The organism is Pediococcus cellicola (assembly GCF_001438655.1).
GTDB classification, from domain to species: Bacteria; Bacillota; Bacilli; order Lactobacillales; family Lactobacillaceae; genus Pediococcus; species Pediococcus cellicola.
Genome location: NZ_JQBR01000005.1, coordinates 1 through 19,564, shown reverse-complemented (window position 1 = coordinate 19,564; position 19,564 = coordinate 1). Strand labels below are relative to the sequence as shown.

Sequence of the window (19,564 nt, the reverse complement as noted above, 5' to 3'; positions counted from 1 at the left end):
AATTTCCCCTTTTCATAAATTCATTTTCATTATCCATTTTGACCCTGTAACCCCTTTTTTTCAAGTTGGTACAAGGGTAGTCTTTCTATTTTAAGTAAGAAAGTGGTTTTTGAACTTCAATCTTTGTGCCATAATATTTGGATTTAATGTATCGTTGAATATCTTTTTGATGATAGAGTTTCACTAACTTTTTGTATTTTGCATTATTTTTGTTTGCCTTATCTGTGGCCAATATGTTGATATTTTCACGGGTACTTTGATTAACTTTCTCATGAAAAATAGAATCCGTCAAAACGTGTAAATGACCTTCAAGGGCAACCGTGTTAGAAATCAAAACAGCATCAACATCTTTTAATACACGTGGACCGGTAGTATCGTCGATCTCTTTGAACTTCAATTGCTTAGGATTACTCTTGATATCACTGACATTACCCAGAGCGCTAAAGTTAGCTTTCAACTTAATCAACCCAGCTGACTGTAGTAAAAGGAGCCCTCGAGCTGTATTAGCCGGATTATTAGCAATCGCGATCGTTGCTCCTGCTGGAATATCAGAAACCTTTTTATACTTTTTAGAGTAAATCCCCAGTGGTTCTAAATAAGTTGTGCCTAAAGCTGCCAATTTCTGTTTTGGATGTTGTTTGTTATACGCTTCGTAATAAGAATAAGATTGAAACGCATTAACATCAATGTTACCTTGCGCCGTGCCGTTATTCAGCTGAACCCCATCAGTGACCTGCTGAACCTTTATCTTTAATCCTGCATCTTTAGCATCTTTACTCTTAGCAATGTGCTTCCAAATATCATAATCAGAACCCATCGATCCTACTGTAATCGTTGTTGTTTTCGCTTTTGCCGATTGACTCACTTGATGGACCCCCACTATGGCGCCAACCAAAATAACAACAATACCTAAAACCCACCAAACACTTTTTTTCATATTCTTCTCTCCTCTTTTTCTTACTTATACCAAATCCAACCACATTCGTGGCAATCCTCCGTCGCTATCTTTAAAGTTCAATTAAGCTCACCTTCTTTAATGCTCCAGCCGTTTAGCCAGCCAGTCGCCTGCAAATTGAACGATAAATACCATGACTAAAATAATAATCATCGCAACGATTGTGACATCATTTTCAAAACGCGCATAGCCAATACTAATTGCGATGTCACCTAAACCTCCCGAACCAATTGCTCCAGCCATCGTAGTGAGCCCAATTAAACTAATAATTGTTAAAATGGACGCCCGAATAATGTCTGGTAGCCCTTCTCGCAAGTAGACGTGAAAAATAATTTCCAATGGACTGGATCCTGAAGCCTGCGCCGCTTCTATCACACCCGGATCGATTTCGGTCAGTGCATTTTGAATCTGACGTGCATAGAATGGGAAAATGCCTATAATTAACGGAACCAGTGCCGCTGTAGTCCCAATCGTCGTCCCCACCAAGTAGCGGGTAAAAGGTGCAATTACTGCTAACAAAATGATAAACGGAATTGAACGAAGCAAGTTTACAATTTTATCTAACAAACCATACAAAAAACTGTCCTCTAGAATGCCACCCGGCTGACTTGTGATTAACAAAATGCCAGTTGCCAAACCCAAAACACCCGCAATAACAGCTGAGACCAACGTCATATAAACTGTTTCCCATGTGGCTTGAATAAACTCACTTTGCATATGAATTACATTTGGAATCCAACTTGCCATTAGCCATTCGCCTCGCTTTCCACCGCTTGATTCAGGAGCTTTACACGAACCTGGTTTTCTTGAAGAAAGGTAATTGCTTGTTTAATCCGTTCTTCTTGACCAGTTAATACCAAGATCATAAAACCTAACGTTTCGTCATGAAGCTGTTCCACGTTAGCAAATAAAATGTTCCCGTCCACTCCGAATTGTTTTGCTAATGTTGAAATAATAGGCTCTTCAGTCGATTTACCAATGAAATTCAATTGCACCAACTGCTGATTCTGCGTTAAAGCCTTAAAGCTTGGATTCTTTACTACCTTTTCAACTGCTGGTCCCACGTTCGTGGCCACATTAATAAATTCTTGTGTTAATGGCTTTTGTGGGGTTGAAAAAATAGCTTCAATATTTCCGCGCTCGACGATTTTACCTTTTTGCATCACGGCCACATGATTACATATTTCTTTGACTGCTTGCATTTCATGTGTAATCAAAACAATGGTCAATCCTAATTCACGATTTAAACGTTTCAACAAATTTAGAATTGATAAAGTTGTTTTAGGGTCCAATGCACTTGTCGCCTCATCACTAATCAAAATATCCGGGTTATTGGCCAGGGCACGGGCAATCGCCACTCTTTGTTTTTGACCACCTGATAGCTGACGTGGATAATCATCCTTACGTGAAGCCAAGCCCACCAGCTTCAGTAATTCCGTAGCTTTCTCTTCACGTTGTTTTTTAGTTAATTTTGTTTTTAAAAGCGGATATTCAACATTACCTAAGATTGTCCGCGACTTCATCAAGTTAAAGTGTTGAAAAATCATGCCAATCTTAGTACGTGCTTTTCTTAAATCAACCGGATTTAACTTCAATAGCTCCTGATTATTAACAATCACTTTTCCTGCTGTTGGTTTTTGCAACAAATTAACCACACGTACCAAGGTACTTTTTCCGGCGCCTGAATAACCGACAATACCGTAAATATCACCTTTTTCGACCTGTAAGTCGACATCATTCACGGCTTTGACACGATTCTCTCCGTCTTTAAAATCAACCGTAATTTGTTTTAAATCAATAATGTTCTCAGTCATTCACTCACCCTCTTTTTGACAAATAAAAAAGTTTCCGCCCCATGTCTTTAGATAAAAGACTAGGGACGAAAACTTCGTGTTACCACCCATGTTCGTGTTATTCTTGCAAACAACACCTCAACGACACAAAAAATTATGTCTGGGATTATATCGTATCCTCACGTGACTAAAGCTTGCACCCTAGTCATTAGCTCTGAGCTCATCTTCAATTCTTAAGACTGATTCCTTTTCACCAAACGGAATTCTCTAGACAGTCGCCGAATTTACTCTTCTCGTCTGTGCATCAATATTTAATAATTGAATTTATTCTATCATCAAATTTTAATAAGTCAAGCACTTGTTTCACATGAGGTATAATAGAATCAAAAATAAGCGTCAAGTTATCACTTTGCAGACGCATTTTGGAGGCAAACAATATGCAACAATCTTTGGACGACTTTATTTGTACATGGGCTAAAAATGGCGGTCCAGAAATTCGTGCCTATCATAAAAATGAATGGTGCCACCCGTCTCATGATGATCATTATATTTTTGAAATGATGACATTAGAAATTTTTCAGGCAGGATTAAATTGGGAACTCGTTTTAAAGAAACGTCCGGCATTTCAACATGGCTTCGCCAACTTTGAAGTTACGAAGGTTGCGAACATGTCATCAGAAGATGTGACGCATTTAATGAACGACGCCAGTATCATCCGAAATCAGTTAAAAATACAAGATACCATTACAAATGCTCAAGCTTTTTTAAAAATTCAATCAGAGTTCGGGAGTTTTGAACACTACATCTGGCAGTTCGTTAATTATCGTCAGGTTAACAACCATATTCGTATTCCCGCAGAAATTCATGCAAAAACGCCACTTTCCGAAAAAATTTCTCAGGATTTAAAACAACATGGCTTCAAATTCATGGGGCCGACCATCACCTATTCTTTCATGCAGGCTATTGGGTTAGTGAATGACCATGAAATTAGTTGTATGGATAACCCGCAGTAAGGAGTTGAACCTATGGCACAGACTGAATATATTGAAACTTCAGCAAATGGAATTTTTTCGGGAGTTTACTTCATGGGCCGCTGGGTTAAAAAGACAGTTGCTAACCAAACGACCATGTACACCACCAATCTTGGAGCAGCGTTTTTACTAATGACCAAGCACACAAGCTGTCTGAAACTCAAATTCATGGACACCACACCAATAGCTCGTTTTCAACCGGAAATCGCTATATTTATTGATGATCGTCCCGAACTGCGATTTAAGGTCAATGAAGTACCTAGTGAACTTCAATTGCAGTCAGACAGACCACATTTAATTCGCTTTGTATTTGCCGGCAATTCCGATTCTGACGAGGTCTGGCAACACCAACAAGGTTTGGCGATCACTGATATTTCACCTAAAGACACCGGTCAATTGACTGCTGTAAAGCCAGCTGGACGCACCATTGCTTTTATTGGGGATTCCATTACTGCCGGTTGTTGGGTACTAGGCCGAGTCCCTTCAGCTGGTTATGCTGCCGAATCAAATTATGCGGCCCAAACGGCCCAACAATTAAATGCCGTCGACATCAGAATTGCCTATAGTGCAGCTGGATTGCTCCGCTATGGGACAGGAGGTGTGCCAGCAGCTCCCAGATTCGTCAAGTATGTCGATTTCGAAACGAAAGCACCCCAGTTACAACCTGATCTCTTGGTGGTGAACCTTGGCACCAATGATCGAAAGTTGCCTAGCGTGCTTTTCGAAACGCAATTTTTTAGTTTTATTAAGGAGTTAAAGCAGTTATTTCCGAAAGCTAGCCTCAATGTTATTATTCCGTTTAACCAAAGTTTCGCACAAGAACTCCGTCATTTGGCTAAACAAGATGCACAGATTCATCTAATTGAAACCCAGGATTGGCCAATTACGTTTACAGATGGCGCTCATCCGGACTTAAACGGCTCAAAAATTATTGCACAACATCTGACAACCGCTTTAAAACATTACTATGGTACTGACTACTTCAAAAATCAACTGCACAGAGGTCTGTTCTGAGACCTCTTTTTTAGTCCAAACTTTCTGCCGATTCAGCCATCTTGGTCTGATCATTTTCTGATTTTGTATGTTTTAAGCCAACGCCAGTAAATCCGCTGATGATCGAGAATACGGGTGATAGCAAGCTAAAGAAAACAAACGGGAGAAACTCAAACGTTGAAACACCAAGTGTGTTTGCTGCAAATGCGCCAGCAACCCCCCAAGGAATCAGGTAATTGATGACTGTACCGCCGTCTTCTAAAACACGACTAAGTGCTAAATTTGCTAAGCCAGAATCGTTGTAGGCTTTCTTAAAGGCTTTTCCGGGAAGAATCACAGATAAGTACTGTTCCCCAATAAAGATGTTTACACCAATCCCAGCCAAGATCGTGGCCGTCACCATTTTTCCATCTGAGTTGAGATGCTTGGTCAAAGGAGCCATAACAGCTTGAATAAGTCCAAATTTCATTAATAGACCGCCTAATGAAAGTGTCAGAATAATTAATGAAACGGTCCCCATCATGCTGCTAATGCCTCCTCGTGAAAGCAGTGCATCAACACTAGTATTGCCCGTTTTCGATACAAATCCGGACTCAATCACCGTTGCCATTTTAGTGATTTGCGTGTTTGGCTGTTCAATAAAAACCATGACAACTGAAACAACGATGTTAATAAAGAGTGTGGGAATTGCGGGCACTTTTTTCCAGGCACAGAAGAACATCAATGCAATAGGAATGATTGCCCAGAAGTTCACACTAAAGTGCGCTTGAAGAACAGCTACCGTTTGTGAAATCTTACCTAAATTAGTTGAGGTTGTGGCGTGAAACCCTAACAGTGCATATAAAACTAAAGAGCCAAGAAAAGCAGGAATTGTGGACCACATTAAGTTTTTGATGTGACTAAATAAGTCTGTGCCCACCACCGCGGAAGCAAGATTAGTGGAATCAGAAAGCGGGGAAGACTTATCACCGAAAATAGCCCCTGAAATTATGGCCCCTGCGACTAAGGCAGGATTCACACCCATTGTCATTCCCATACCAAAAAATGCAATCCCAATGGTTGAGATAATGGTAAACGCAGACCCAATTGACGTTCCAACTAGCGCACAAACCACAAATACTGAGGGCACAAACCATGCCGCGCTGATCATATGGAACCCAAGAACCATCATAGATGGAATGATTCCTGCCGCAATCCATGTGCTAATTAAAGCCCCAACTAAAATAAAAATAAAGATAGGGATGATACCAGTCTGAATCCCATCTTTAATTCCAGCATTCACATCTTCCCATGAGAAATGACGGAATCGCGCCCAAAACGTTACGACTACCAAAACTAATAGCACTGGTACCTGTGGCGACAAACCAAACTTGATAACACCTAGACCCATAATGACTAACATCACCAATAGCACACTAACAGCTTCTTTAAAACTTACTTTCTTTTCCATATTGCACCTCATCATCTTTTGTTATTTAAACGCCCCATCACTTTTCCTATGCATTCAAATTCCAATAACGAGGCATCCCGCCACACGTTCGTTTTTCCATTTCGGCCACTTCACTTTCATTTGCTTAATTTTAGGGACAAAAAAAGTCCCTGCTATCTAACGACAACAGGGACGATAAAACCGTGGTACCACCCAATTTGAGAAGACGCCAAAAGCATATTCTCCACTCACTAGAAGGTAACGGCTCTAGTTATTATCCGTTCAATTGAAACTATTCCATGGTATTTCGTCTAAATTATCCTGATCGGTTCGCAGCAACCACCGACTTCCTGACTCCCAGATAACCAGCTACTTGATATGAAAGTTCGCTTTTAATTATTAAGTTGAATGAATTTTACCATGCCCTTTTATCCACGTCAACTGAAATTAAAAATTGATTAGAGGATTGGCGACAATAATCTAGAAAAATACTGCTTGAATTTAAGCCACCAGGACTGTTCATCATACATTTTGGTCGTCTGTAAAGTAGACTTACGAATATCAGCTTTAAAAATTTCCTCTAGTTTTTGTGCCACTTTTTCGTCATACAAGAACGTATTCACTTCAAAGTTAAGTTTAAAACTACGAAAATCTAAATTAGCAGAACCTACCGAGCCTAATTTACCATCCACAACCACTGTTTTTGCATGCAAGAACCCAGCATCATAGTTATAAATTTGAATCCCCCACTTTGCACACTGGCGCGCATAATACTGCGTTGCCCGGTAAACAAACGCGTGGTCTGGCATACATGGAATCATAATACGCACATCAATTCCCGAAAGCGCCGCAACCCTTAATGCATCCAATACACTGTCATCAGGAATCAAATATGGGGTTTGAATCCAGATGGAACGATGCGCTGAATAAATCAGCTTCAAATAACCTAACTTAATCGTTTCAATGTCTGAATCAGGCCCACTCGCCACAACTTGTAAGCTGGTATTGCCATTCACTTTTGCCACAGGAAAGTAAACAGAGCCAGGATCAAACACCTTATCGATTGGATGCTCAGGATCTGTCGCGTTCCAATCACGAATGAATCGTGCCTGTAGTCCATAAACACCAGAACCCGCAATTCTCAGATGGGTATCACGCCAATACCCAAACTTCTTTTTCCGTCCTAAATACTGATCCCCAATATTAAAACCGCCAGTATAGGCAACCTGTCCATCAACCACCACAATTTTCCGGTGATCACGGAAGTTTAGACGAAAGTCAGTGACTGCTGAGTGTGTACCCAAGAAGGGATAAGCATGACCGCCCAATTCACGAAGGTGATCGAAAAACTTATTTTTGGTTCCCATGGATCCCCATGAATCCCAAAGGACACGTACCTCAACCCCTTCAGCCGCTTTTTTCTCTAGTAAATGCAGAACTTCATTACCAATTTTGTCTGCATAAAATGTGTAAAATTCAATATGAATATGCTTTTTAGCACGTTCAATATCTTGAAACATTTCATGAAACAATTCTTTGCCATCCGTAATGATTTTCACACGATTTCGATGGCTTAAAAATGCCGCATCGGCGTTCATAAACATGGTCGCCATGCCACTTGCATCCTCAACCACTTTGTCTGCGTCAGTATGGTCATTATTTAATTCTTGAGTTTGCCTTGCTAAAACCCGTTGTAGTTCTATCTTAGTTTCTTTTTTCAATTGAAACATCTTTCCCTTAGGTAGCTTGCGGCCAGCAAAAGCGTAAAAGATAAAGCCCACGACTGGGAGAAAAAAGAGTACAAGTAACCAAGCCCACGTTGCTGCAATATCCCGTTTTTCTCGAAAGACGGTGATGATAGCTGCCAAGGCGTTAATCGTTACAATAATTTCAATTACAATGTGTACCCAATTCATAATGATCCCCCGATAGTTAATATAATACTGATTTTTATTTAAAAAGCACGATTTTAGCTCTCCACAATCAAAAAAAGGACTTTTCCATGTTTTCATTTTACCCTTCCCACATAAGAATGAAAACCGTTACCAAAAATCCACGAAAAAAAATACAGCACCTTTTATCACAATGCTGTAGAATAAAGCCAAGTTTAAACTATTTAGACACAAAAAAACCGTTGCCGAAGCAACGGAAAATAAGTAACATGACCATATAGATGGCCATCCATTCACTTTATGGGGGGAGTAAATGAAAAAGTTATTTATATTGTTTATATTATTCATAAATTGTGAAGATTTTGTGAAGAAAAGATTTCAATAAAATTACAATTGAAAAAGGAAGTCACTATATGTTAAATTCTTCGAAAATAATTGTCTTACCAGCCACACCAGCCGACCATGACCAACTTGCCCAAATTTATTTGAACGCTCGTTTGGCTACCTTTCCTTGGGTAAAGCATCCCCGTCTTACCGACTTTTCGCGTGATTCTAAGGGAGAATACCTTTTAAAAGCTGAATTGAATCACCAAATTGTGGGATTTTTAAGTTTTTATAGAGAAGAAAACTTTATTCACCTACTATTTGTGGATCCCGAACACATGCACTTAGGTGTTGGCAAACATCTCATTGAAGCTGTGCGGTTGCTTGCCACTGAGCCGGTCACCTTAAAATGTGTTCGCAAAAATAGCAATGCCCTGACCTTCTATAAAGCTTTAGGGTTCAAAATTGTTGACCATTCATTGTGGCAAACACCACCTTCTTATACGTTGCAGGACACAAAAAAAGAAGCCTACCCATTACTGAAAAAATAGGAAGCTTCCATGATTCTTTATTTAGCTTGCACAAACAAACCATTCACGGTATCGCCATCAACGGTTCGACTAGCCTTAAAGCCATTGAAAATCAAGTTTTGATGCTTAGTTGCCATAGCCTTCATCAGCTTAAATTGATACGTTGCTGGAATCCCTGACAATTTCATTTTCAAAGTTAAAGTGGTTTGTTTTTGCTGATTCGTCTTCATTTGATACGTGCCCTGTCCAAATTCACGAAGTCCCTTTGCCTTTTTAGCGGCTTGATAAGACCGATAATATTTTTTGACATTATATGCTGTCACTTTACCCTTTTTATCAAAAGTGAAAACTTCTAAACCTGAGTTAGACTTATCTTTTAAAGAACGGGTAAAGTACCACAAACCCCCGTTATTACGAATTTGTTTGCTGGCGGCTACCCTTGAAACTTTCGGTGCTTGGCTCTTAACCACTGCACGTCCTGTTTCTGTGGACGAGTTGCTACATCCCGTTAAAACTAAACTTAGACCAAGCACAGCCACACCTATAAACCATGTCCATTTTCGATGCCATTTCATTGTTTTTGCCCCCATTCCTTGTTCATGTCACTCTTCAAACTGATTATACTTCGTTTTTAAACGACAAGCTATCAAGACTGTTTAGATTGCTTAAACTCCGGACGTGCTTTGGGAACCAAAAATTGACCTGGTATTGCACCCAACCGTTTTGTTGTCTGATTCCAGTAACGCGGAATCAAATGGATATGACAGTGAAAAACACTTTGTCCAGCAGCCGCTCCAGAGTTAATGGCCACGTTGTATCCATCTGGCTTAAATTGCTTGTCTAGGTGCTTTTTGGCATCAGCGACTAATTGTACTAGCGCCTGTCGTTCGGCTTCTGTAACGTCCCAAATTTGCGCGACATGACGTCTGGGTACAATTAATAGATGTCCTTTACTGACTGGATGACTGTCCCAAAACGCCACACATAAATTGTTTGCCATCACATAATCTTTGGGCTGCTTTTGACAAAATACGCAATTAGGATCAAAATCCATTTTTTCTACCTCCTAATCAAATGTCCACAATGACCTTTCTGCCATCATTATACAAGAACAAACAAAAGGTGTCTTCCTTGATTAAAGGAGACACCTTTTTAGTCTAATGCTTATTCTTTTTCTTCTTAAATGACACGCCTTCATACGTTAACTTAATTAAGCTTGGTAAGAGAACCGGAATGATAATAATCAAAATAATCAATCCAATGATCACAACCAATGCCACTTGAATCAACGTAAGCACACCTGACGGAATCATAGCAGCAAACGTACCACTTAAGATAATCATTGCTGATAAGACTACTGCTCCGATAATGCCAGCAGCCTCCAAAATCCGCGCACTCGGTTTCAACTCCTTGTTGAAATCGCGATACCTCATCATTAAGAAGATGCTGTAATCAACACCCAACGCAATAATCATAATGAAACCAAAGAACGGTGTGTTCCAAGTTAGCATCGAGTGCCCTAAGAAGAGGGTACTGATGGCCTTGGTAATTCCTAATGAACTGTAGTAAGCCAATAGTAGCGTTCCAATAATGTAGAATGGCATCAAAATTGATCGGGTTACAAACATTAAGGCAATCAGAATTCCGACAATCATAATTGCGGCCGTTCTCGTGAAGTCATTTCCCGCAACTTTGTTGATATCGGCAGTCTGAGAAGTTTGACCACCAATTGCCACCTGTGCATTCTTCAATGAAGTTCCACGCAAGCTATCTTTAACCTGCTTTTGAATGTCCTTCACTTTTGCCATAGACGCCGCAGAACTAGGATTAGAATCTAGTACAATGGTTAACTTCGTCGCTTTCTTATCTTCAGAGTAGTAGGTCTTCAAAACAGGTTTGAATGACTTACCATGGATTTGATCAGCCGGAATATAGAATGTTTTCCCAACTGATGAATTTCCCATACCATTTAGATAATCATTAGCCGTTGTCATCCCAGAGCCAATAGTCTTTGTACCATCAGCAGCTGTCTTCAAACCGGTTTGAAGTTCGCCCATTTTACCAGATAAGCCTTTGAGTGTACTATACATCTGCTTTTGACCAGATACTTCTTGGTCAAGGCCACTCGTTAAGGCTGGTGTGGAACCAGCTAACGTGCTTGCTCCGCTTGAAAGCTGATTAAGACTGCTTGTCAAGGTTCCCAAACCACTAGTTAGTTGACCAACGCCGCCTGTCAATTGACCGCTCTTGCTGGACAAGGTTGAGGCACCACTTGCTGCCAATTGAACACTATTCGCATATTGGTTAAGGCCACCGTTTAACTTAGCAACACCATTAACCAAGGCTGAGTTTTTATTAACTTGTGCATTTAGTTGCTCGACACCAGCCGTAAACTGCTTCAATTGAGAAATACTACCTGAAGCGTTCTTTAATTGACTGCCCAGCGTGATCAATTGATTTATTTGTGTCTCACTAATATTAGTTGAATTCATGAGAGACTCCGCTTGGCTCATAACTGATTCAAGCTGTTTTAATTCACTAATTGTGTTGGAATCAATATTCACTGCATTTAATTCTTTTTCAAGATTTTCAACCTGCGTCTTCACACTGGAAAGTCCACTTAAAGTTTCACCGGTTGTTTTAATCGTTTGTGCTGATGCACCAGCTGTTTTGGCACCGGCCGTGATTTGTGATTCCGCAGTCGCTAATTTTTGTTTGTCCGCCGCACTCATTGTACTTTGGTCAATACTTGACAATGTTTTTAATGCGGCTGTATTTGAGGCAGCAGCCTGAGCAGAATCAGTAGCTGCTGAAGTTAACGCACTAGAAACTTTGTCTAAACTAGCAAACGAGCTGTTAACAGCCGCCAAGTTTTTCTTAGCTGATTCGAGTTCGGTTAGCAGTGGGGCTAGTTGTTCCAAACTATTAACCGCACCTTGTGACTTAGCCAATTCTGCTTTCAAGGTGTTTAACTGCTTCACGCCACTACTTAGCCCAGAAAGACTGCCCATGGCCGTATTTCCTGCACTTAACGTTTGTTGCAGACCATCTAACTGACTATCAATCTTCACAGCAGCTGAATTGAGTGTCGATACGCCTGTTGAAAGCTTCTGAGCCGAAGTTAACAATTCTTGTGAGCCATTTGTTAACTGACTTGAATTGCTATTTAACAAACTTAACCCTGAACTTAAGCTATCAACACCACCAGCATATTGATTTAGGCCACTCACTAGCGGAGAAATTTGACTACTCATCCCAGATACACCATTTGAAATCTTCGAAGCACCACTTGAAAGCTTATTAGCACCCGCTGTAATCTTCAAGGAACCATTACGTAGCACTTCAGTTCCATTGATAAGCTTCTGGACACTGTTTAAACCACTATCCATATCGGTGCCAGCTAATTGATCAGAAGCGCTCGTAAGACCCTTACCGATCGTATTTAAGCCTTTGTGTGCCTTATCAATTCCCGTAGTGACCGTTTTAACCTGGCCTTTGACATAAAGTTTCCCAATTTCTGAGCCACCTGGTTGGGTCGCCGAAGCCACCGTTTTGATTCCTTTTTCTTTTTGAAGTTGCTGAGTAACTTGATCAATCAACTTCAAAGTTTTCTCATTGTCCAACCGTTTATTCGAACGGATGTATAAAGTTGAAGGCTCGGCCGTTCCTGCCGAAAAGTGATCTTTAACGACATTAAATCCAACTTTTTCAGGTAACTTATCACTTAATTCAACTAAATCATCATAATTTAAGGTTCCTGAGCCAGTTGCAACAAATGGTACGGTCAAAAGCAAGACCAATGCTAAGGCAATAATAGGGTGCAAAACTGATGAGTTTGCCAAAGCACGCCACATCTTACTTTGTGAATGACCATTAAAGTTCTTAGACGGCCAGAACATTTTTTTACCCAAGACACTCATAAAGAATGGGTTTAAAGTAAGGAGCACCACAATTAAGACGGCAACGCCAAGGGCAACCCCAACAGCTGACTTATATATGGAGAACTTAGCTAAACCAAGTGCTAAGAAACCAATGAAGACGGATGAACCACTATACAAAATGGTTCGTCCAGCGGTTCTGATTGCCTTACGACTGGCTGTATGCCGATCTTCACCTTTACTTAATTGCTCTTTAAATTGCTCATAAAGCAAAATATTGTAATCTGTTCCAATTCCGAACAACACCACCACGATGAAAACTTGGGTGAAGTTAGAAAATGGAAAGTTTACCTTTGAAACTAAGTTTGTCACGATCGAAAGCGTCGTGATAAACGAAACGCCAACCGTAAATACCGAAATCAACGGTACAATTGGTGAGCGGAAAACTAAAATCAAAACGATAAAAATGAAAATAGCCGCAATAATTTCAGTTTTCTTAACTCCCTCCTGAGTAGCCTCGGAGAATTTTTCATTTAAAATGTCCCCACCCGTAATGTATGTTTTGACATTAGGTGTTTTGACCGCTTTTGTCAGTTCTTTATCTATCTTCTTATAAGACCCGTGTTTCTTAGATACCAATAATTGCACTAACTGGGTGGTCTTATCCTTTGAAACCAACTGTTTACGTGTCTCGGCATTATCGGATGCTGCGGTGACATCTTTAATCCCGTATTTCTTTTTATTATCACGTAAATACTGAACGGTACTATTAATGTTTTCCTTTTGGTTTGCGGTTAACTTTTGATCGCCATTATTAAAAATAGCCACCACTTGCGTCGTATTCCCTTGTCCATATCCCCACTTGGACTGAATTCGATTTGCAATTTGACTTTGTGCCGCACTAGGTATTTTGGTCTCCGCATGAGAACGAACCAATTGATCAATATCCGGCAAGGTAAAAATGCTAATTAAAATAATGCCAAGCCACACAATCAGCGCAATACCGTGATTCTTCACAAATTTCTGCATGTTTATCTCCTTTCAATGTCCACTTTAATATACAAAAGGATATTATAAGCGTTCCGAAAATAAATGTAAACAGTTTTGATATATTTTCATTTAATGTTTCGTAAATTTTTGCAAAATAAAAAGCCCAATCTCACATTGAGCTTTACTGAACTTCATTTAACTACATAAGAGGATCCCAAACTGGTAATGGTTCTGGTTCAGAGTCCGCTACTTTTAACTGATCAGGAGTTAAATATTTACGATGTACCACAACTTCATAAACATAGTTTTCAAACCAGTCATCCGTCATTACAAAGTAGCCATCTTTACCATTTTTTTCACCCCAACTGTTCTCAACCTTCCATTTAGTTGGCTGATCGTTTACAACATCGACGCCAGTTAACGTCATGGCGTGCGAAACTTGGGCTTGGCCATATTCAAATCGTTCTGCCTTGCTTAAACTTAAATCAACATCAAATAAGGCGTCCGTTTGATAAAGCTGGCTATCTAAGAAACCTTCCTTACGATCCATTTGCTCTAAAACATCATTACCAAACCAAACTGTTTCGCCATCTTTAAGCTGGGCAACTGCTGCCTTGCGTAGGGTGTCCATTTCGACATTTAATAAGGTAATGTTTTTACCACCAACAACATTATCTTCTGCCGGTAAACTGTATAGCTTGTCAAATGGCTTGTATGGGGCATTTGTAAGAACTACGTAGTCATCCAAATCAACCCCAATATATTTATCATAGAATTCCTTAGGTGTTAAATCGGCATCTCGATGATAATTTTTCTTGTCATCACGATATTCAAAATCAAATTTAACAGGTGGTTCGCCAACTGCAATTGCTGTCATTCGGTAAACCTCACCTAATAGATGATCACGTTTAGCATTCAATTGACCTTCAGTTGCGCCGCTATTTTTAAGTTCACGTAATTCAACAGCATCCTTACGCAATTTAGTGTCCAAAGCTCCGCCGAACCCCGTCGTGTTATTTGTATTGAAACTTTCTGGCATAACTGAGGCAGGTACCACACCGTATTTTTGGACCAGACTTGCTGCCATAGCCCACTGACCGCCATCATCTCCAGGGCCAGCTAAATAAAATTCAACTTCACGATCTGTGGTGGGTTTGTCAGCAGTGCGAATAATATTTTCATAAAAAATATTTGCTCGCTCGATTTTATCCCAAAAATAAGAATAAGCTTGTGATAATTCAAAATCCTTCAGATCATATTTATCGGCCACTTGGTGACGCAACGTATTTAAAAGGGAAAATAGCCAGCATCGTCCACTTTGACGCTGATTTGTGACCTTACCCGTGTCGATTTCAATTGAAAAAGTTCGGTCGAGGCGCACCTTTGCCGCAATATCTTCACTTGCATTCAAAACACCATTTTTTGTTGCAGCACGTTGCACAACTGTATTTCGGTTGCCAGCATTAAATGCTTGCCGAAATTTTGCGACGTTCTCTTGTGAAACTTCTTTTTCCATAAGGCACCTCCAAAATTATGAATCAATAATAAGAATGAACTAAGCATATTCTAATACTTTTGCAATTATTAGTAAATCTTTCCATAAAAAAACATCAAAAGCTTTTCAACTCTTGATGTCCTTATTTTAACGATTAATAGTCACTCGTTCGGTGGTTGACGTTCTTCTTAGCTGAAGCGCTCCCCCAGAATGGCACCTTAACTACACCCATTACTTCGCTTTTCTTCACAAATCCCCAATAACGACTATCATTGGAAACACTGCGGTGATCGCCCATCACAAAGTATTCACCGGAAGGTACCTTTTCGGGCTTACTCCCCCAACCACGCGCTTTCGCAACTGATGCAAGATTCCAATCGGTTGCCTCCGCGCCAATGGCTGTTCCTGTCGTTCGCTGATACTTGTTAATGAAGGACTGTGGAACTTTTTTATCATTAACGTACAGATCCCCATTTTTATAAGAAATTTCATCTCCTGGCATTCCGATAACACGCTTTACATACTCGGTTCCTGGAGTAGCCTCGGGATCCGCACCGTAAGCGTCAAAAACGATGACGCTCAAGTGCTTGATTTTTTCTTGTTTTAAAACAAATACGCGTTCATTGTTCACTAAATTCGGTTCCATTGACGACCCATCGACCCGGACAATTTCAAATAAGAAACTGCGTACTAGCATCGCGATCGCTAACCCAATAAGAATGGGCACAACCCAACTTAAAATACTTTTTATAGTTTTCATGAAAACTCCTCAATAAACTTATTTATGTCTCTATTTTAGTGCAAAGCTGATTAAAAATCTCGTTTTACGCCCAAAGCTATACAAAATCTTCATAAATTATTTTTGCGGATAATCATTCACACGTTGGTTAACATTTCGCTTAGCCGTTGCATTACCCCAGAATGGCACTTTCACCACACCAACTACTTTGTCCTTCTTTACAAATCCCCAATACCGACTGTCATTGGATACATAACGATGATCACCCATCACAAAATACTCATTTGCTGGAACCGTCCTCGGTTGGTTCCCCCAGTGATGTGCTTTAGCTACTGATGCTAAATTCCATTTGGTGGCCTCTGCTCCATGGGCTGTTCCCGTTGTCCGTTGATAAGTGTTAATAAATTTTTGTGGAACTAGCTTGTGGTTCACATATAAATTACCATCACGGTACGTAATTTTATCTCCTGGTAGCCCAATGACCCGTTTGACGTAGTCCATTCCAGGCTTAGCTGTTGGATCTTCTCCGTAGGCATCAAATACAATGACACTTAAGTGTTTAATTTTTGCTTGTTTTAAAGCGATTGCCCGTTCGTTATTGACTAGATTCGGTTCCATTGATGAACCATCGACACGCACCACACCAAATAGGTAAGTTCGTACTAACAGCGCAATTGCAAAACCAATAAACACTGGAAACAACCAACTTAAGATGCTTTTAAATATTTTCATAGAAATCCCCCACTATCAATTTATCTAAACTAATTCTACCATGACGGGTTGAAATTCAAATCAAAGTAACACATTTTTTTAAATGAGAAATCTCATCATTTTCTAACCGCTTATGACTTATTTTTGACCACTTACACAAAAAGCATTTCTTTCTGATCATAAAAGTAGTCTAATAATAGCATACACGAAAGGAGGCAACGTCAATGAAAGTTCGACTTGACCTTGATGATCAAATACATGAACCAGAAATTATCATTAGAGCTGCTAGCAATGATCCAAACGTCAAGCGTTGGCAACAAATTCTAGAGAATCTTAGCCAAGAAGATGCGATTGCTTGCTATCAAGGCGAAACTGAATATTTTCTGAAACTAGATCAAATTCTGTTTATTGAAACTGCAGACCGTCGCTTGCAAATACATACATCCGATAATATCTATATGAGTAAAAAGCATCTGTATGAATTGGCTGATCGCTTACCAGGTTACTTCCTACAAATTTCCAAATCAGCGCTGGTGAATCTTTACCAAATCAATGCCTTGAACAAATCTATTTCGACTTGCCTCATATCTTTTCACAATTCACATAAACAAGTTTATGCATCAAGGCGTTATTACAAACAATTACAAGAACGTTTAAACGAAATGAGGTCATTATAATGAACAAAAAAACAAACTGGAGTCACTGGTTTTGGGGACTATTCTTCTTAGTCTGTGCAGTTGTCCTCGTAGCCAGCAAATTAGGCCTATTTTCTTATCACGTGGGCTTCTGGACACTCATCTTAACCCTAGTGCTGGCAGCAGCCGCTATCAAAAGCGTTGTCTACTTTAGCGTCGCCGGAACCATTTTTAGTCTTACCTTCATCTGTATGTTATACGCTAAACCCTTGGGAATTACGAGTTTAGTGCCTTGGACCCTTTTAGGTGCCGCCTTATTATTTAGCATTGGCCTATCTTTGGTCCTTCAGCCACTCAAACGTAAATGGTACCGATCCTTTTCATCTAACGCTCACGCTCAAAGTCATACTTTTTCAGATACAGAGACCAATGACTATGAATCTTTAGTTAACGTTAATGTACATATTGGCAGTGCGATTCGTTACGTTCAATCCACTAATTTTCAGAGCGCCCTCATTCATGTCAAAATGGGCGACGCTAAAGTTTACTTCGACCATGCCGAGATTATTGCAGACCATGCTGTCATTGAACTAACAGGCAGTATAGGCGATATTGATCTATACATCCCCAAGGAATGGAACGTGCAAACGCAACTGAATTCTTTTGCAGCTGACACGTCCGAAAAAGGACTGAAGCCCACTAAAACGGGGCCCAAAGTTACCATTATGGGTAACTTTTCCATGGGAGATATCACGATTCACTATATTTAAGAATTAATTGAAGTTCAATCTCACTTCAAAAATGGAGGTATAACTATGAATAAATTCAAATCATCTGTACAAATGCTTCGTTTACTTGTGATTAGATTTGCTGGCGACTTTGGGAGTGGCATGCTGTCTTTTGCCATTAGTTTATATATTTTACATCGGACAGGATCTGCTTTAGGCATGGGGGTCTTTTTGATTACTGGCCCTATCATTTCTTTATTATTAACTCCATTTGTAGGTTACGTGATTGACAACTTCAATCATCGTAAAATTATGCTTTTAGCTCAAGTTGTTACGAGCATTGGACTTTTCCTCTTTGGCATGGTTTTCAATATCTGGCCTACCCAGTACTATCCAGAACTAATTACCTTAATAATTATCCTACAAATTACTGATAATTTTTTGGGAACGGCGCTCACCGCCAGCCTTGTACAGTTATTTAAAGATGATGAACTTCAGAAAGTAAATTCTTTAAATCAGTCGATTTCCTCGTTAGCTTCATTCTTGGCACCGATTGTGGGTGCCTTGATCTATACCTTAATTTCAATTGCCATGTTTGCGTTTATCGAAATTGGTTTCGAATTAATTGCTTTGGTTACGATCGCCTTCTTGAAGTTTAACAGCATTGAAACTTCAGAAGAAGATGACGCCACTCAATCAGGGCAAACTGAAACGATCTGGCAAAACTTTCGTAGTGGGTTTGAATATTTACGTACGCAACGACTCTTGTTAATTTTGATCATTTCGGCTGCTGCCATTAACTTTTTCTTCTCCGCAGTGAATGTCGGCGAACCTTACTTTTTGGTAAAAACATTAAAATTATCAAGTGCTCAATATGGTATTACCGATTCCGCAATCGCTGTTGGCATGTTTGCCGGAGGTCTCATTTTAAGTTTAATGAAGTTAAAGCATCATCCAGTTATTATTTCCTATGTAAACATTGGTTTACTTTCCTTAATCCTAATTGCAGTGGGTTTGCCAGAAATTTTCGGTCTGACAGCTGCACTTAACACCCTTTATTTCATTGTGTTAAACTTTTTGAACGGTGTTGTGCTGGTCTTTATCAATACCCCACTCAACACCTATATGCAGCAACTAATTCCGGAGCACATGCAAGGACGCGTTTTCTCCCTAAACAGTACTATTTGTATGCTACTAATGCCGGTTGGCACTCTTGTCTTTGGTTACTTATTCGATCGCGTTCAAGCATTACCAATTTTTGCAATTACCGGTATGGTTTTATTACTCTTCACTAGTTTTATATTGATGTTTTTAAACAAACAGAAACTGCTTGATAACTCCGAAAAAGCGATTCATCCTGCCATTCACGAAGTTCAGGAATAATCATTAAACTAAAAAAAGATGATCTTTACGGAACTGAAGTTATAATTTGATACAAACA

The 19,564-nt window shown here is 39.8% G+C and carries 17 protein-coding genes; 6 read left to right on the top strand and 11 right to left on the bottom strand.

The window, feature by feature from the left end; translation table 11 throughout:
* Positions 1-85 precede the first annotated feature (85 nt).
* The 3 genes from IV80_RS05605 to IV80_RS05595 all read right to left on the bottom strand — a co-directional run bounded on the left by IV80_RS05605 (position 86) and on the right by IV80_RS05595 (position 2,769).
* Positions 86-937 carry a MetQ/NlpA family ABC transporter substrate-binding protein gene (locus IV80_RS05605; protein WP_057750752.1) on the bottom strand — a complete coding sequence of 284 codons (852 nt, stop codon included), beginning with the start codon at positions 935-937 and terminating at the stop codon, positions 86-88.
* 96 nt (positions 938-1,033) lie between these two features.
* Complete coding sequence (locus tag IV80_RS05600) at positions 1,034-1,702, bottom strand: methionine ABC transporter permease (RefSeq protein ID WP_057750749.1); 669 nt, start codon at positions 1,700-1,702, stop codon at positions 1,034-1,036.
* Positions 1,702-2,769, bottom strand: a complete 1,068-nt coding sequence (locus tag IV80_RS05595) for a methionine ABC transporter ATP-binding protein (RefSeq protein ID WP_057750746.1) — start codon at positions 2,767-2,769, stop codon at positions 1,702-1,704. Before IV80_RS05595 ends, IV80_RS05600 begins: the two co-directional genes overlap by 1 nt.
* Before the next feature lie 416 nt (positions 2,770-3,185).
* Between IV80_RS05595 and IV80_RS05590 the strand changes: the two genes are divergently transcribed.
* Together IV80_RS05590 and IV80_RS05585 are read left to right on the top strand one after the other, a co-directional pair.
* Positions 3,186-3,761, top strand: a complete 576-nt coding sequence (locus IV80_RS05590) for a DNA-3-methyladenine glycosylase I (RefSeq protein WP_057750744.1) — start codon at positions 3,186-3,188, stop codon at positions 3,759-3,761.
* 12 nt (positions 3,762-3,773) lie between these two features.
* Entirely contained in the window at positions 3,774-4,793 is a 1,020-nt protein-coding gene (locus IV80_RS05585) for an SGNH/GDSL hydrolase family protein (RefSeq protein WP_057750739.1), read from the top strand.
* Between the two features lie 10 nt (positions 4,794-4,803).
* Here the strand turns inward: IV80_RS05585 and nhaC are convergent, their stop codons facing one another.
* Positions 4,804-6,222, bottom strand: a complete 1,419-nt coding sequence (gene nhaC / locus IV80_RS05580; protein WP_057750736.1) for a Na+/H+ antiporter NhaC — start codon at positions 6,220-6,222, stop codon at positions 4,804-4,806.
* Positions 6,223-6,659: 437 nt separating this feature from the next.
* Positions 6,660-8,117: a cardiolipin synthase gene (gene cls, locus IV80_RS05575; protein WP_057751105.1), complete on the bottom strand. Its 1,458-nt coding sequence runs from the start codon at positions 8,115-8,117 to the stop codon at positions 6,660-6,662.
* A 389-nt stretch (positions 8,118-8,506) separates the two neighbouring features.
* Here cls and IV80_RS05570 point away from each other — a divergent pair, with 389 nt between their 5' ends.
* Positions 8,507-8,968 carry a GNAT family N-acetyltransferase gene (locus IV80_RS05570; protein WP_057750733.1) on the top strand — a complete coding sequence of 154 codons (462 nt, stop codon included), beginning with the start codon at positions 8,507-8,509 and terminating at the stop codon, positions 8,966-8,968.
* Between the two features lie 17 nt (positions 8,969-8,985).
* Here the strand turns inward: IV80_RS05570 and IV80_RS05565 are convergent, their stop codons facing one another.
* The 6 genes from IV80_RS05565 to lepB (IV80_RS05540) form a co-directional block, all read right to left on the bottom strand.
* Positions 8,986-9,522 carry a hypothetical protein gene (locus tag IV80_RS05565; protein ID WP_057750730.1) on the bottom strand — a complete coding sequence of 179 codons (537 nt, stop codon included), beginning with the start codon at positions 9,520-9,522 and terminating at the stop codon, positions 8,986-8,988.
* Positions 9,523-9,593: 71 nt separating this feature from the next.
* Positions 9,594-10,001 (bottom strand): HIT family protein, encoded by a 408-nt coding sequence (locus tag IV80_RS05560; RefSeq protein WP_057750727.1) that lies wholly within the window; start codon positions 9,999-10,001, stop codon positions 9,594-9,596.
* 103 nt (positions 10,002-10,104) lie between these two features.
* The gene (locus IV80_RS05555) at positions 10,105-13,854 is read right to left on the bottom strand and encodes an MMPL family transporter (protein WP_057750724.1); all 3,750 of its coding nucleotides are present in this window, start codon (positions 13,852-13,854) and stop codon (positions 10,105-10,107) included.
* A gap of 160 nt (positions 13,855-14,014) precedes the next feature.
* Positions 14,015-15,331, bottom strand: a complete 1,317-nt coding sequence (locus IV80_RS05550; RefSeq protein WP_057750721.1) for a C1 family peptidase — start codon at positions 15,329-15,331, stop codon at positions 14,015-14,017.
* Positions 15,332-15,464: 133 nt separating this feature from the next.
* Complete coding sequence (gene lepB, locus IV80_RS05545; RefSeq protein ID WP_147186327.1) at positions 15,465-16,070, bottom strand: signal peptidase I; 606 nt, start codon at positions 16,068-16,070, stop codon at positions 15,465-15,467.
* Between the two features lie 96 nt (positions 16,071-16,166).
* On the bottom strand, positions 16,167-16,781 hold the full coding sequence (lepB, locus tag IV80_RS05540) for a signal peptidase I (protein WP_057750718.1): 615 nt from the start codon (positions 16,779-16,781) through the stop codon (positions 16,167-16,169).
* 203 nt (positions 16,782-16,984) lie between these two features.
* On the opposite strand from lepB (IV80_RS05540), the gene IV80_RS05535 reads away from it, so the two are divergent.
* From IV80_RS05535 to IV80_RS05525, 3 genes are read left to right on the top strand one after another with little or no spacing between them, the layout of a single operon-like run.
* Positions 16,985-17,437, top strand: coding sequence for a LytTR family DNA-binding domain-containing protein (locus IV80_RS05535; RefSeq protein WP_057750714.1), 453 nt, complete (start codon positions 16,985-16,987; stop codon positions 17,435-17,437).
* Entirely contained in the window at positions 17,437-18,165 is a 729-nt protein-coding gene (locus tag IV80_RS05530) for a LiaF transmembrane domain-containing protein (RefSeq protein WP_057750711.1), read from the top strand. Before IV80_RS05535 ends, IV80_RS05530 begins: the two co-directional genes overlap by 1 nt.
* 45 nt (positions 18,166-18,210) lie before the next feature.
* The gene (locus tag IV80_RS05525) at positions 18,211-19,506 is read left to right on the top strand and encodes an MFS transporter (RefSeq protein WP_057750708.1); all 1,296 of its coding nucleotides are present in this window, start codon (positions 18,211-18,213) and stop codon (positions 19,504-19,506) included.
* The last annotated feature ends 58 nt before the right edge of the window (positions 19,507-19,564 follow it).

Coding starts and splice junctions, on each gene's coding strand:
- nhaC (WP_057750736.1), bottom strand. CDS start 6,222: ATGGAAAAGAAAGTAAGTTTTAAAGAAGCTGTTAGTGTGCTATTGGTG.
- IV80_RS05535 (WP_057750714.1), top strand. CDS start 16,985: ATGAAAGTTCGACTTGACCTTGATGATCAAATACATGAACCAGAAATT.
- IV80_RS05570 (WP_057750733.1), top strand. CDS start 8,507: ATGTTAAATTCTTCGAAAATAATTGTCTTACCAGCCACACCAGCCGAC.
- IV80_RS05585 (WP_057750739.1), top strand. CDS start 3,774: ATGGCACAGACTGAATATATTGAAACTTCAGCAAATGGAATTTTTTCG.
- lepB (WP_147186327.1), bottom strand. CDS start 16,070: ATGAAAACTATAAAAAGTATTTTAAGTTGGGTTGTGCCCATTCTTATT.
- lepB (WP_057750718.1), bottom strand. CDS start 16,781: ATGAAAATATTTAAAAGCATCTTAAGTTGGTTGTTTCCAGTGTTTATT.
- IV80_RS05525 (WP_057750708.1), top strand. CDS start 18,211: ATGAATAAATTCAAATCATCTGTACAAATGCTTCGTTTACTTGTGATT.
- cls (WP_057751105.1), bottom strand. CDS start 8,117: ATGAATTGGGTACACATTGTAATTGAAATTATTGTAACGATTAACGCC.
- IV80_RS05560 (WP_057750727.1), bottom strand. CDS start 10,001: ATGGATTTTGATCCTAATTGCGTATTTTGTCAAAAGCAGCCCAAAGAT.
- IV80_RS05550 (WP_057750721.1), bottom strand. CDS start 15,331: ATGGAAAAAGAAGTTTCACAAGAGAACGTCGCAAAATTTCGGCAAGCA.
- IV80_RS05600 (WP_057750749.1), bottom strand. CDS start 1,702: ATGGCAAGTTGGATTCCAAATGTAATTCATATGCAAAGTGAGTTTATT.
- IV80_RS05595 (WP_057750746.1), bottom strand. CDS start 2,769: ATGACTGAGAACATTATTGATTTAAAACAAATTACGGTTGATTTTAAA.
- IV80_RS05605 (WP_057750752.1), bottom strand. CDS start 937: ATGAAAAAAAGTGTTTGGTGGGTTTTAGGTATTGTTGTTATTTTGGTT.
- IV80_RS05590 (WP_057750744.1), top strand. CDS start 3,186: ATGCAACAATCTTTGGACGACTTTATTTGTACATGGGCTAAAAATGGC.
- IV80_RS05565 (WP_057750730.1), bottom strand. CDS start 9,522: ATGAAATGGCATCGAAAATGGACATGGTTTATAGGTGTGGCTGTGCTT.
- IV80_RS05530 (WP_057750711.1), top strand. CDS start 17,437: ATGAACAAAAAAACAAACTGGAGTCACTGGTTTTGGGGACTATTCTTC.
- IV80_RS05555 (WP_057750724.1), bottom strand. CDS start 13,854: ATGCAGAAATTTGTGAAGAATCACGGTATTGCGCTGATTGTGTGGCTT.